This window comes from Pseudomonas sp. KK18 (assembly GCF_037094675.1).
In the GTDB taxonomy this organism is placed as follows: Bacteria; Pseudomonadota; Gammaproteobacteria; order Pseudomonadales; family Pseudomonadaceae; genus Aquipseudomonas.
This window is the reverse complement of the sequence record NZ_CP146605.1, coordinates 4074503-4089300: the sequence shown is the minus strand read 5'-3', so window position 1 is coordinate 4089300 and position 14798 is coordinate 4074503. Positions and strand designations below refer to the sequence as shown.

At 61.8% G+C, this 14798-nt stretch carries 5 protein-coding genes; 4 read left to right on the top strand and 1 reads right to left on the bottom strand.

Going from position 1 to position 14798, the window contains the following annotated elements:
* Positions 1-54 precede the first annotated feature (54 nt).
* On the top strand, positions 55-6639 hold the full coding sequence (locus tag V6607_RS18475; RefSeq protein WP_134326800.1) for an NEL-type E3 ubiquitin ligase domain-containing protein: 6585 nt from the start codon (positions 55-57) through the stop codon (positions 6637-6639).
* Positions 6640-6684: 45 nt separating this feature from the next.
* On the opposite strand, the gene metH is transcribed toward V6607_RS18475, so the two are convergent.
* On the bottom strand, positions 6685-10395 hold the full coding sequence (gene metH / locus V6607_RS18470) for a methionine synthase (RefSeq protein WP_134326799.1): 3711 nt from the start codon (positions 10393-10395) through the stop codon (positions 6685-6687).
* Positions 10396-10559: 164 nt separating this feature from the next.
* Between metH and V6607_RS18465 the strand changes: the two genes are divergently transcribed.
* From V6607_RS18465 to nfuA, 3 genes are all read left to right on the top strand, one after another.
* Positions 10560-12851 carry a fatty acid cis/trans isomerase gene (locus tag V6607_RS18465; RefSeq protein ID WP_134326798.1) on the top strand — a complete coding sequence of 764 codons (2292 nt, stop codon included), beginning with the start codon at positions 10560-10562 and terminating at the stop codon, positions 12849-12851.
* Positions 12852-12932: 81 nt separating this feature from the next.
* Positions 12933-13955 (top strand): acyltransferase, encoded by a 1023-nt coding sequence (locus tag V6607_RS18460; protein ID WP_338739685.1) that lies wholly within the window; start codon positions 12933-12935, stop codon positions 13953-13955.
* Positions 13956-14014: 59 nt separating this feature from the next.
* Positions 14015-14599: a Fe-S biogenesis protein NfuA gene (nfuA, locus tag V6607_RS18455; protein WP_003210817.1), complete on the top strand. Its 585-nt coding sequence runs from the start codon at positions 14015-14017 to the stop codon at positions 14597-14599.
* Positions 14600-14798: the final 199 nt, after the last annotated feature.

The window sequence follows — 14798 nt, the reverse complement described above, 5'->3', positions numbered from 1 at the left end:
CGCTCGCCTGTTCGCTGTACTGGGCCTCCCAAAAGCGTTCTCAGGAAGCCGCACATGTCTACTCCACCTAATGCCCTCGCGGACGAAAGCTTGCACACCGCCCTGATCAAGGCACGTCTGCCCACGTGGGTTGCCCACATGGCCCCCGTCGATGTGCGCCGGCTCAAACATGGACTGTTGCCCGGCAGGGAGCGGCCTGCCACCAAGGTCCCGCTCTCGCCCGCATTGAACAAGGCACTCGATGACAGTCGCAAGGCCAGCCGTCAGTCCCGCGAAGCCTTGGCCAAGGGCCTTGGCGCGCTGCAAGGCATTGTCGAATTCGCCCAGCCCAAGCTGGAAGCGGCGTTGCGCGAGGCGATGGGCGAGGCCCCGGACGTCCACAAAAACCAGCTGCATTACCTGCGGTATCGCCAGGCCCCGCAGCAGCATTCGTTGTTGCAGGCGGCGTTGCTGAACTTCGAGGGCGATGAAGACTTCACCGATATCGCCCTCGAACAGACCAGCGCCCTGGCGCCGGAAGGTGCGCTGCTGACCGAGTACTACGGCGAGGCGCGGGCGGATGGCTCGCGTGCGGCGCGTTATCGCTACAGCGCAACCCTGTCGATGACTCCACAAACCTTTTCCACCCTGTGCCGCACCCTGGACCTGGGGCAGCAATACCAGGCCCACCTGGCGCAGGTGTTCGATGCCGCTGCCACTCGGGCCGTGGTGCGGGAGCAGATGATTCGCGCGCAAAAAGACCTGCTGACGGTACGCCTGTATGCCGCATGGGCGCAGGGCGACATCGGTCCGGCGGTGTTTCTCATGTTGCGTGAAGTGCTGGCAGGTACTTCGCGGCCGCTGCTGGATGGCGAGGTCGTACGTTTCGGTCAACTGTCGATCCTGGGCTGCGAGCTGGGGGAGGTGCTGCTGATCGGGCCGGGTGTCGCACCGACCCGGTCCGTGATCCCGCCCTTGTTTCCTGGGGCAGGTGTGAGCGGGCTGCTTCCCGTGGCGCCTGATACGCGGGTGGTGGCCTGGATTCCGGGCGCGCCGCAGTGCCCGCTCAAGGAATACCCGTCTATGCAGGCGTTCGACAAGGAGCTGGCGGTGAACCTGCGCTCACCTGCCTATCAGCAGTTGTTTGCCAGCCTGGTACCTCAGCAACAGGCGCCGCAGTTCCTTGAGCGCCTCAAGGAAAAACTCTACACCTTCACCTGGAACCCGCGAGGCTACAAGGAGCAGGTCTACGACGAGCAAATCAACTTGAACCGGCGAGAACGGTTGATCGAGGGGGAGTTGTTCGGCGCGCTCTACGAGCGGCATGTACAGCGCCTCAAGGACAATGCCAGAACCCTGGCGGTGCCCACTGCGGAGGCTGATCGAAAAGCCGCACAGGCACGCCATGCTCACTGGTTGAGCATGGGTTTGAACACATTGAATGTGGCCGCATTCATGGTGCCCGGCCTGGGGGAGCTGTTGTTGGCGGTCACGGCGATTCAGTTGGGCCTGGAGGTCTATCACGGCATCGAATCCTGGCAGGAGGGCGATATGGATGCGGCATGGGAGCACCTGGAGTCGGTGGCGCTGAATCTCGGGTTCATGGCTACCCTGGGTGGGGCGGCAGCCCTCGCTGGCCGGGCGCCCGCTATCCAGGTGTCGAAATGGGTCGATGGGCTGGTGCCGGTGAAGTTGCCGAACGGCGAAAGGCGCCTGTGGAAACCCGACCTTGCGACCTACCGCAGTCATACCGTTCTGGATGCATCACTCAAGCCCAATGCCCAGGGTCAGTACGCGCAGGGCGGCAAGATGTACGTGCGTCTGGGTGAGGGCCTTTATGAAAAGGCTTTTGATGCGCGGACTCGAAAATGGCGGATCCAGCATCCGAACAATCCGGCTGCGTACCAGCCGATCCTCGAGCACAACCAGGCGGGTGCCTGGCGCCATACCCATGAACGCCCACTGGAATGGGACCGCCTGACCTTGCTGAGGCGCCTGGGTCATGAAACCCAGGGAATCAGCGATGCAACGTTGAGCGCCCTTGGCGACATCAGCGGCATCAGTGATGACCTGTTGCGCAAGGTCCACATAGATGGTTTGCCGATGCCTGCCGTGCTGGCCGATACGTTGCAGTTGTTTCGCGGCGCGCCGCCACAGGCTGTACTGCTGTCCCCCGAGGGCGCAGTGTTGCAGCGCCGCTTTGCTTCTTTGTCCCGAGGCGGGATCAACGAAATTATCAGTACGGCCAGCGATAAGGAACGCCTGCAGATACTCGGCCGAACCGGTGTTGCGCCGCGCCTGGATAACCTGGCGCGGCGTGCGGTACAGCAACGTCGCCTGAGCAGTGCGTTGGCCGGCTTGTACCTGCCGGCGCTCGCCAGCCTGGACAGTGACCGGCTGGCGTTGCATTGCTTGCAGCAACTGCCGGGCTGGTCTCCCACGATGCGCCTGGAACTGCGCGCCGACAACCCCAGTGGGCGCTTGCTGGCTGAGGTTGGGCCTGAAGACGCGGCAGTGCGCCGTTACCTGGTCAAAAAAGGCGAGACATTCCTGGCGTGCGACCTGCAGGGGGCTCCTCTTAACAGTCCGGTCCCCGGCAGTCGTAATTTCTATCCATCAATCGTCCATGCCTTGCCCGTGACCCTGCGCCAGTCACTGGGTTTGCCGCTGGCCAGCGCGGATGTCGATTTGCAGCAAGCCCTGGCGCGGTATGCCACGGCACACCGCCTCGAAATGGCCGCCGTGCTGAAGATACGCGCGCCCATGGCTCGCCCGGCGTTGCGTCAGGCGAGCGGGTCATTAGGTTATGCCCTGAGCGGCCGGGGTACGGCCCAGGCACCCAATGCCGCCCTGGCGGCCAGGGTTCGCGATGTTTACCCCAACCTCAGCGATGAGGCGGCCCAGCTGTTTGTGCAAAGCCTGTTGCAGGCCGGCCAGCGTCCTCCACAGATCTATGAGTTGATAGGCAACCGCGAGCGCGAACTGACCCGGTTACGCATGACCCTGGATCGTTGGGTGACGCAAAACAGTGCTCAGGCGGGGGCACAACATACGGCAGACACCCTGATCAATTGCTGGCGCGAAGGCGCGTACCGGGGCCTGAAGCCCCATGCCTATCTGTCACTGGGCAAGGCCGGTAACTTGCCGGCGCTGGATGCTGATTTTTCCCATGTGCGAGGGTTGGGCGTAAGCGGTGAAACCTTGGCGGACACGCAGGGCGTCAGGCTTGCGCAGCAGTTCTCCAACGTCGAAGTCCTGAATGTGTTTACCGAGCCCGCCCATGTCGAAGCGATTGCCGCGGGCCTCGGGCTGTTTCCCAAGCTTGAAGAGTTGTCGATCGACGGCTGGGGCTTGACCTATTCGCCGGCCTTTTTGCAACGCCTTAACACGTTGAGCCAATTGCGCCGGTTAGTCCTGACGGGCGCGCTGGACGCGTTGGATGTCAGTGGCTTGAAACAGCTGCTTGCCTTGCGGGTGGCGGGCGCCCTGAAAGAGTGGCCGGTAGGTGTTCTGACGTTAGACAAACTGGAGACGCTCGACCTGTTGGCGACCGGGATAAATACCATGCCGGCGGCAATGCTTGAGGGCCACGAGCGCCTGTGGCGTGGCCTTACCCTCAACTGGGCAGCGTTTGAGCGGCGTGCGTTCATGCCGGTGTATCAGCACGTGAAAAACCACCCGGGGCATTTGGTGGATGAAGTGCTGATGGTGGACGCTTATTGTGAAGGCGCGTTGCGACGCCTGAAAGACAGCGACCCGGCGTTTGCGCCCAGTGCCTTGGCGTACCTGCGGCGCCATCGGTTGACCAGTGACGCCAAGTTGACCCGTGTGCACGCCTTGCTGGATGAACATGCAACCTTGCAGCAGGCGCTGGAAGAGTGGCAGGGCAGGGAAGTGGAGGTCGACCGGCGACCGGTGGACCCGCTCAATCGTCAACGTGCGGCAGACAAGCTCATGGCTTACTGGCGCGATGGCCTCGACCGACGTTTTGCCTCCCCCCGTGAGGTGGCCGGGCCTTCTTCGCCAGCCGCCTCCGAGGGGGTCATGCTGGACCTGTCGGGTACGGTACTGGGGGATTTGCCGCTGATGCCGGCCGCAGCTTTTACCCACGTGCAGCGCTTGAACCTCGCAGGCACCCGGGTTTCAGTGGCGGCATTGAACGATTTCCTCCCCCAGTTCACCCAAATCCACGGCCTGGACCTGAGCCGCAGCAACCTGATGGACCTGCCGGCGTCCCTGACGCAGTTGAGGTCTCTCAAACAGCTGGACCTGGCGCACAACCAGTTGACGATCACTGAGGCGATACAGCAGCGCCTCAGCGCCCTGGTCACGCTTCGAGGGTTGAACCTGGATTACAACCGTGTGGGTACCCTGGATGTCAGTGGGCTCAACCAGCTGCGCAGCCTGAACCTGAGCCACACCGCGACCACCGCCTGGCCGACAGGTTGGCTGGCATTACCCGAACTGCGTCAAGTGGATCTGAGCTACAGCGCTATTACCACGATCCCCCAGGCTGCACTGACCGGCCATGACCTGCTGATGCTGAGCAGCAACGTGCGTGGCTGTCGCCTGACCTTGCCGGCCTGTGCCGACATACAGCGTTTTGCCCTGCGTACCTACCAGGACAATCCGTTGAACGTCGCACCGGCCATGCTGCCGGTTTTTGGCCCGAGCTTTTACCTGGACAAACCCTTGGGCATTCCCCGCGAAGGGCTGGCGGAGGGCAGAACGGGGGGCGATCCGGAATACTTTCCCCTGGAGGTCACGGACAGTCCCGATCTGCTCCTCGCGCTGGAGGTAGAGGTGCCCAACAGTGAAGTTCGGCAGACACCTGCGCAGCGTCTGCAACAAATAGACCCGGCGTTGTCCACGCGCGATGCAGTACGGCGCATTGACGAACTGCTTGCCAGTGGCCTGGGTGCACTGGAGGTCGAGGCATGCCTGGTTCGGTGGCGCACGGGCTACCGGGGTATGGTGCGGGTGTTGAACGACTGGATCGATATTCGCGGTTATCGCCAGGGGGGCGGCTGGGTCAGCGCGGTGGACCGTCGTCGCGCGGCCGACAGGCTTATCGACAGTTGGCGCCATACCTTGCGGGCGCACCCCGAGGTTGCGCCGGGCGATGGGCGCGAGGTCCTTCAATTGAACGACCTGTATCTGGGGGACCTGCCGGCGTTACCCGAGCCGTTGGCCCATGTGAGGGTGTTGAACCTCAACGCAGTCAAGCTTACTGAGCAGGGCTCCAATGCGTTCCTGCGGGCGTTTCCCAAGCTGCGTACCCTGACTCTCAACAATAATGGCCTGATGAGCCTGCCCGACGCCGTCGGCGAATGCTCGATACTCACCGAGCTGCGCCTGAGCCATAACGAACTACGCTATCGCAGCGAGCTGCAGGGCCAGCTCAATCGGCTGACCGCGCTGGAGCGCCTGGACCTGAGTGAGAACGTCCTCGATTCTTTGGACATCAGCAGCCTGCCTCAATTGCAGTCATTGGAACTGCGCGGCAATAACCTTCTGGCGTGGCCGCAGGGTGTCCTCCAGGCTGCGCAGTTGCGCCACCTGGACCTGCGCAGCAACCGTATCGAAACCATCCCTGAAGACGCGTTGCTGCCCCAGCACAGCGCTCTGATGTGGGGCACGGACCTGTCCGATAACCTGCTGTTTGAGGAAGATCTTGCACGCTTGCGCGTCTACCAGCAGCAGACCGATTGTGGCCTGGGATTTTCCGCCGAGGAACTGGAAGACGCACTGGAGGGGTACCACAGTACCGATAGCAGCTCCGGGTCGGACATCCACCCTGAACTCTTGACCCCGGAACAAAAAAAGGCCCAATGGTTCTCGGGTATTGCCGCCGATTCGGCCCGCCACCGGGTATGGAGCGTGCTCAAGCAGGCCGAAAACAGCGAGGATTTTTTCTACATCATTTCCCAGTTGAAGAACGCCCAGGATTTCTTGCACGACCGTGCCGACCTGACTCGCCGGGTGTGGACGGTGCTTGAGGCGGCGGAGCAATACCCGCACTTGCGCGAACAACTATTTGGCCAGGCCCAGGCGATGCGGGTAAGGGCTACCTGTGGTGACGGCTGGATCCTCCTGTTCAGTGATCTTGAAGTCAGCGTGTATGAGTTCAAGGCCCTGAGGGCCCTTGCGCCCGGGCAGGAAGGCACCACGCTGTTCAACCTGGCCCGGCGCATGATCCGTCTCGATGAAGCGGAGCGCATTGCTGGCGAAGCGATCAACCGCAGCCCCGGCATCGATCCGGCGGAAATTCGCCTGGCCTACCGCATTGGCCTGGCCGAGCGCCTGGATCTGCCTCACCAACCGTCCACCATGCTGTACCGCAACCTGTCCCGGGTGACCCAGGCCAACATCGATCAGGCGTATGCCGCCATTGTGGCCAGAGAGAGTACTCCGGTGTTTATGCAAGAGCTGGTCAAGCGCCCGTACTGGGTCAGCTACTTGCAGAAGCTGTACCCGGAAGAGTTTTCGGTGTTGGCCCAGGCGCATCAGGTCAAGGTAGATGCCCTCGAGGAGCTTCACCCGGACCTCAGCGCCCAATACCTGAGCGAAGTCGCAGCCTTGGACACCGAAAACCTTGCCGAGCAACAGGCACTGGCGCTCAGGCTTTCGGGACGGGCGAGGAGGGATCTGGGGATCTGACCCGGGCGCTCAGCCGGCTGGACGCCCGGGCCAGCGCGCCACAACTTAGTTGTCGTAACCCAGGTTCGGCGCCAGCCAGCGTTCGGTCACGCTCAGGTCCTGCTCCTTGCGGGCGGTGTAGCTGGCGACCTGGTCCTTGTCGATCTTGCCCACCGCAAAGTACTGCGCTTGCGGGTGAGCGAAGTACCAGCCGCTGACGGCCGCTGCCGGGAACATCGCGTAGTGCTCGGTCAGGAACACGCCGCTGCGGCCGGCGTGCATCTCCTGGGCCTCAGGGTCCAGCAGCTGGAACAACTGGGCCTTCTCGGTGTGGTCCGGGCACGCCGGGTAACCCGGGGCAGGGCGGATACCGCTGTACTGCTCCTTGATCAGCGCTTCGTTATCCAGCACTTCGTCCTTGGCGTAACCCCAGTGTTCCTTACGTACTTGCTGGTGCAGCCACTCGGCGCAGGCTTCGGCCAGGCGGTCGGCCAGGGCCTTGACCATGATCGAGTTGTAGTCATCGCCGGCGTCCTGGTAGGCCTTCGCCACTTCTTCGGCACCGATGCCGGCGGTGGTGATAAAGCCACCGATGTAGTCGGTTACGCCGCTGTCCTTGGGCGCGACGAAGTCGGCCAGGGAGAAGTTCGGCTTGCCGTCGGTCTTGATGATCTGCTGGCGCAAATGGTGCAGCCTGGCAATCGGCTGGCCGTCATCGCCGTAGACTTCCAGGTCATCGTCCTGCACCTGGTTGGTCGGCCAGAAACCGAACACCGCGCGGGCGCTGATGAGTTTTTCGTCGATCAGCTTCTTGAGCATGTCCTGTGCGTCGGCGTACAGCGCCGTCGCCGCTTCACCCACCACTTCATCGGTGAGGATGCGCGGGAACTTGCCGGCCAGGTCCCAGGAGATGAAGAACGGTGTCCAGTCGATGTACTCGGCCAGGACGTTGAGGTCGATATTGTCCAGCACCTTGGCGCCGGTAAACGTCGGCTTGACCGGCGTGTAGCTGCTCCAGTCGAACTGCGGCTTCTTGGCGATGGCGGCCGGGTAGCTCAGGCGCTCGGTGCGCGCGCTGCGGTTGGAGGTGCGCTCGCGCACGTCGATGTATTCCAGGCGGGTTTTCTCGACGAATGCCGGCTTCAATTCCTTGGACAGCAACTGCGTCGCCACGCCCACGGCGCGGGAGGCGTCGGTGACGTAGATCACCGCGTCGTTGCTGTATTTGGGCTCGATCTTCACGGCCGTGTGGGCCTTGGAAGTGGTGGCGCCACCGATCATCAGCGGCAGGTGGAAATCCTGGCGCTGCATCTCGCGGGCGACGTGCACCATCTCGTCCAGGGACGGAGTGATCAGCCCGGACAGGCCGATGATGTCGCACTTCTGTTCCTTGGCCACCTGCAGGATTTTCTCGGCCGGGACCATCACGCCCAGGTCGACGATGTCATAGCCGTTGCAACCCAGCACCACGCCGACGATGTTCTTGCCGATGTCGTGCACGTCGCCCTTCACCGTGGCCATCAGGATCTTGCCCTTGGCTTCCGGCTTGTCGCCTTTTTCCAGCTCGATGAACGGGATCAAGTGGGCCACGGCCTGCTTCATCACCCGGGCGGATTTCACCACCTGGGGCAGAAACATTTTGCCGGCGCCGAACAGGTCGCCGACGATGTTCATGCCGGACATCAGCGGGCCTTCGATCACTTCGATCGGGCGCGCGAACGACTGCCGGGATTCCTCGGTGTCTTCGACGATGTGGGTGGTGATGCCCTTGACCAGCGCGTGTTCCAGGCGCTTGTTGACTTCCCAGCCACGCCATTCTTCGGTCTCGGCTTCCTTGACGCTGCCGTCGCCCTTGTACTTGTCGGCAATGGCGAGGAGGGCGTCGGTGCCTTCCGGGGTGCGGTTGAGCACCACGTCTTCCACCGCGTCACGCAGCTCGGCCGGGATCTGGTCGTAGATCTCCAGCTGGCCGGCGTTGACGATACCCATCGTCAGGCCGTTGCGGATCGCATACAGCAGAAACACCGAGTGAATCGCCTCGCGCACCGGGTTGTTGCCGCGGAACGAGAACGACACGTTGGACACGCCGCCCGAGGTCAGCGCATACGGCAGCTCGTCGCGGATGTAGGCACAGGCGTTGATGAAATCGACGGCGTAGTTGTTGTGTTCCTCGATACCGGTGGCGACCGCGAAGATGTTCGGGTCGAAGATAATGTCTTCCGGCGGGAAGCCGACTTCATTCACCAGGATGTCGTAGGAGCGTTTGCAGATTTCTTTCTTGCGCGCTTCGGTGTCGGCCTGGCCGGCTTCGTCGAACGCCATCACCACTACCGCCGCGCCGTAGCGCTTGCACAGCCTGGCGTGGTGAATGAACTGCTCCACGCCTTCCTTCATGCTGATGGAGTTGACGATGCCCTTACCCTGGATGCACTTCAGGCCGGCCTCGATCACTTCCCACTTGGAGGAGTCGATCATGATCGGCACGCGGGAGATGTCCGGCTCGCCGGCAATCAGGTTGAGGAAGGTCACCATGGCCTTCTTCGAATCCAGCATGCCTTCGTCCATGTTGATGTCGATCACCTGGGCGCCGGCTTCCACCTGCTGCAGGGCGACTTCCAGGGCTTCGGTGTAGTTGTCTTCACGGATCAGGCGGGCGAAGCGGGCGGAACCGGTGATGTTGGTGCGCTCGCCGACGTTGACGAACAACGAGTTGCGATCAATGGTGAACGGTTCCAGGCCCGACAGGCGGCAGGCCTTCGGAATGTCCGGGATCGGGCGCGGTGCGTAACCGGCCACGGCCTTGGCGATGGCTTCAATATGGCCCGGGGTGGTACCGCAGCAACCACCGACGATGTTCAGGAAGCCGCTCTGGGCGAATTCTTCGATGACCTTGGCGGTTTCCGACGGCAGTTCATCGTACTCGCCGAATTCGTTGGGCAGGCCGGCGTTCGGGTGGGCGGAAACGTGGGTGTTGGCCTTGTTCGACAGCTCTTCCAGGTACGGACGCAGCTCGCTCGCCCCCAGTGCGCAGTTCAGGCCCACAGACAGCGGCTTGGCGTGGCTGACCGAGTTCCAGAAGGCTTCGGTGGTCTGGCCCGACAGGGTGCGGCCGGAGGCGTCGGTGATGGTGCCGGAGATCATGATCGGCAGTTCGACGTTGAGTTCCTCGAACACGCCCTGTACGGCGAAGATCGCGGCCTTGGCGTTGAGGGTGTCGAAAATGGTTTCGATCAGGATCAGGTCGGCGCCGCCTTCGATCAGGCCTTTGGTGGCTTCGGTGTAGTTTTCCACCAGCTCATCGAAGGTCACGTTGCGGTAGCCGGGGTTGTTTACGTCGGGCGACAGCGAGCAGGTACGGCTGGTCGGACCGAGCACCCCGGCGACGAAGCGCGGCTTGGCCGGGTTTTCCAGGGTCTTGGCGTCGGCGATCTTGCGCGCCAGGCGCGCGCCTTCTACGTTTAATTCGTAGGCGAGGTCTTCCATGCCGTAGTCGGCCATGGAAATGCGCGTGGCGTTGAAGGTGTTGGTTTCCAGGATGTCGGCGCCGGCATCCAGGTAGGCTTTTTCGATGCCGCCGATCACGTCCGGACGGGTGATTACCAGCAGGTCGTTATTGCCCTTGACGTCGCTCGGCCAGTCGGCGAAGCGTTTGCCACGGTAGTCCTGCTCTTCCAGTTTATAGCTCTGGATCATCGTGCCCATGCCGCCGTCGAGGATCAGGATGCGTTCCTTGAGGGCTTGGTGGAGGGCTTGCAGACGAGCGCTACGATCGGGCATGGGACTACTCTGGTCAGGTATTACGGAGGGCGAAGATCATAACAAACCTGTGCGCTTTTAGAGCATGTGCTGGGTTTGCATGAATATCGCTCATGTTGGCGGGGGCGTTACATCGGTAGAATCGACGGGTTTTTCACTGCACGCATTGAATCGGGACCGGAAACATGTCACTTCGCCTCATCGTCAGCGCCGCGTTTGCGCTGTTCGCCCTTACCGCACAGGCAGAAGGTCCCGCCCCGGCGATCTCTTATACCCGTGACATCCAGCCGATCTTCACCGAGAAATGCGTGGCCTGCCACGCCTGCTACGACTCGGCCTGCCAGCTCAACCTGGGCAGTGCCGAAGGCGCCGCACGTGGCGCGACCAAGGTGCCGGTGTACGACGGCGAGCGCAGCCAGGCCAGCCAGCCCACCCGTTTGTTCTATGACGCCTTCGGCAAAGCCGCCTGGCAGCAAAAGGATTTCTACTCGGTACTCGACGCCCAGGGCAGCCAGGCCGCACTGATGGCCCGCATGCTGGAGCTGGGGCATAACGCGCCGCTTGCGCCCAACGCCAAGCTGCCCGACGACATCGTGCTGGGCCTGAGCCGCGAAAACACCTGCCCGATGCCGGGGGAGTTCAACGCCTACGCAGGTAACCACCCGAAGGAAGGCATGCCCCTGGCCGTCACCGGCCTGACCGACCAGCAGTACCAGACCCTGCAACGCTGGCTGGCCTCCGGCGCACCGATCGACGAACAAGGCCTGGCCCCGAGTGCCAAGGAAGCCTTGCAAGTGCAGCAATGGGAAAACCTGTTCAATCAGCCCGGGGCCCGGGAAAGCCTGGTGGCGCGCTGGTTGTTCGAGCACCTGTTCCTTGCTCACATCTACTTTGAAGGCGGCGAACCGGGGCATTTCTTCCAGTGGGTACGCTCGCGCACCCCGAGCGGGCAGCCGATCGACCTGATCAACACCCGCCGCCCCAACGACGACCCGGGCACCCAGGTGTACTACCGCCTGTGGCCGGTGCAGGGGGTGATCGTGCACAAGACTCACATCACCTATCCGTTCAGCGCCGAGAAGATGGCCCGGATCAAGTCGCTGTTCTATACCGATGACTGGCAGGTGCAAGCCTTGCCGGGCTACGGGCCGGGCCGGCGCGCAAACCCGTTCGAGACCTTCGAGGCGATTCCGGCCAAGGCGCGCTACCAGTTCATGCTGGATAACGCCGAATACTTCGTGCGCACCTTTATTCGCGGGCCGGTATGCCGGGGCCAGATCGCCACGGACGTGATCCGCGACAACTTCTGGACTCTGTTCCAGGACCCCGACCACGACCTGTATATCACCGATGCCCGCTACCGCGGCCAGGCCACGCCGTTGCTGGCGATGCCGGGGCAGATTGACGATGTGGGCAGCGTGCTGAGCCTCTGGCTCAAATACCGCGACAAGCGCAACGAGTACGAGGCGTTGCGCCGGGACAGTTATGCCGACCTGCCGCCGCCGAGCTGGTCGAGCCTGTGGGCGGGCAACGACAACGCCTTGTTGAGCATCTTCCGTCACTTCGACAGCGCCTCGGTGACCAAGGGCTTGATTGGTGAAGTGCCGCAAACCCTGTGGCTGTTCGACTATCCGCTGCTGGAGCGCACCTACTACCAGTTGGCGGTGAATTTCGACGTGTTCGGCAACGTTTCCCATCAGGCCCAGACGCGCCTGTATTTCGACCTGATCCGCAACGGTGCCGAGCAGAACTTCCTGCGCCTGATGCCGGCGGACTCGCGGGATGACTTCCTTGACGATTGGTACCAGAACAGCGGCAAGGTCAAGCTGTGGCTGGACTATGAAGCCATCGACGATGACAAGCCCACGGGCCTCAAGCTCGATGAAAAGGACCCCAAGCGCGACTTCGCCAACCAGTTGCTGGCCCGCTACGGCGACCTGAACGCCAGCCCGGACCCGATCAACCGTTGCGTCAGCGCCTATTGCTCGCGTCCGGGCATTGACCCTGCGTTGCAGGACGCCGAACAGGCCCTGAGCCGCCTGACCAACCGCCCGGCGGCGGGGCTCAAGGTGATCGACCTGTTGCCGGAAGCGACCATGCTGCGCATCGAAACCCGCAGCGGCAAACGTGAGATGTACAGCCTGTTGCGCAACCGCGCCCACAGCAACGTGGCCTTTATGCTCGGTGAGGCTTATCGCTATCAGCCGGGCCTGGACACCGTGACCATTTATCCCGGCGTGCTGAGCAGCTACCCGAACTTCATGTTCAACATTCCGGCGCAGCAAGTGCCGGAGTTTGTCGCGGCCATGGAGAATGCCAAGGACGCCAATCGCTTCGAGAAGATTGTCGACCGTTGGGGCATTCGCCGCAGCCATCCGCAGTTCTGGCAGTACTTCCACGACCTGTCGCAGTACATCCACGAAACCACGCCGTTGGAAGAAGGCGTGCTGGACATGAACCGCTACGAGAATCTTTGATCGACCTTTGACCGTCGACGGCTGTCCCAAGCCATAGGCACCTGAATAACCGGTGTCGAGGGTTGGGAGAGCGGGTCGACGATGTTGATTTCAGTACAGGCACTGCGCGCCCTGGCGGCCTGGACCGTGGTGGGTCATCACTTCATGCAGATTTTCTTTGGTTTCCAGGCTGATTCGGCGCTGGGGCATCTGTTTGTCGACAAGGGCGCGGCGGGCGTGGATGTGTTTTTTGTGATCAGCGGCCTGGTGATCTTCCTCTCCACCGAGAACAAACAGCTGCCGCCCTGGCGATTCCTGGTGTATCGCCTGCTGCGAATCGTCCCGGCCTACTGGTTCTACACGCTGTTGATGGCGCTGCTGGTGGTATTTGCGCGGCCGGTGATGCCGGACCAGAGCGTAGATGCGGCCCATGTGTTGATGTCCTTGTTGTTCATACCTTCCGAAAATCCCGGTGGTTATGGGGTGTACCCGACCTTGAATGTCGGCTGGACCCTGAACTACGAGATGCTCTTCTACGTGCTGTTTGCGTGGGTGTTGCTGTTTCGCCGGCAGTGGCGGGTGCTGGTGGTGGGCGCGTTGTTGTTCGCGGTGTGCCAGGCGTGGACTTCTTTCGGCTGGATCAGCGAATTCTATCGTTCGGACATTGTGTATGAGTTCCTGCTGGGGATAGGCATCGGCATGCTTTACCGCAAGGGCTGGATTCGCCCCGGGCTGTGGCTTCCATTGCTGGGGATTGCGGGGGCATTGCTGGCGATCTATCACTGGCCGGCATCGCCGCGGGCCCTGACCTGGGGCTTGCCGAGTGCGGTGCTGGTGGTGGCCTGTATCTCGATGGAACGCTATTTCGAGCGCAGCCGACTGCTCAAGGTGATGGGGGATTGTTCCTACTCGGTCTATCTGATGCACGTGCTGGTGTTGTCCGCCGGCGGTTTTGTCGCCCAGCGTTATGGGGTGAATGCCTACGTGATGCTCGGCGTGTGCGTGGTGCTGATCGCCCTTGGGTCGCTGGCCAGCTATCACTGGCTGGAAAAGGGCAGCTATCGTCGGCTCAAAGGCTGGTTCGATGGCGACGAACGGTTGGTTCTTTCCCGACAAAAATACTAGGACTTTGTACCTCGGTAATAATTTGGCGTAAACTGCCGGCAAGCCTGCGAGGAGTTTCCATGACCGCCATAACCATTACCGACGCCGCCCACGATTACCTGGCTGATCTGCTGTCGAAGCAGAACACCCCGGGCATTGGCATCCGCGTCTTTATCACCCAGCCCGGCACCCAGTACGCTGAGACGTGCATTGCCTACTGCAAGCCGGGAGAAGAAAAACCTGAAGATACGGCGTTGGGGCTGAAAAGCTTCACCGCGTATATCGATGCGTTCAGTGAAGCGTTCCTTGACGATGCGGTGGTTGATTACGCCACGGATCGCATGGGCGGCCAGCTGACCATCAAGGCGCCGAACGCCAAGGTGCCTAACGTTAATGCGGATAGCCCGATTAACGAGCGCATCAACTATTACCTGCAGACCGAGATTAATCCTGGGTTGGCCAGCCACGGTGGTCAGGTGAGTCTGATTGACGTGGTTGATGATGGTATTGCTGTGTTGAAGTTTGGTGGCGGTTGCCAGGGCTGCGGCCAGGCGGACGTGACCTTGCGTGAGGGTATTGAGCGTACGCTGCTTGAGCGGGTTCCGGAGCTCAAGGGTGTGCGGGATGTGACTGACCATACGCAGAAAGAAAACGCCTACTACTAAGGGTGTTCGCTGCGGATGTGAAAAACGGCGCCCCGTGAGCGCCGTTTTTTTATGGTTTGGGTTAGGTATGTTGTGTACATATCCGTTGTTGCGGTAACGGCCGCTTATGGTTCCGCTCTTACAGCGGGTCACTTTTGGCAAACGCCCCAAAAGTAACCAAAAGGTCTTTGCCCCACCACTCGGTGCCTCGCTTAGGCTC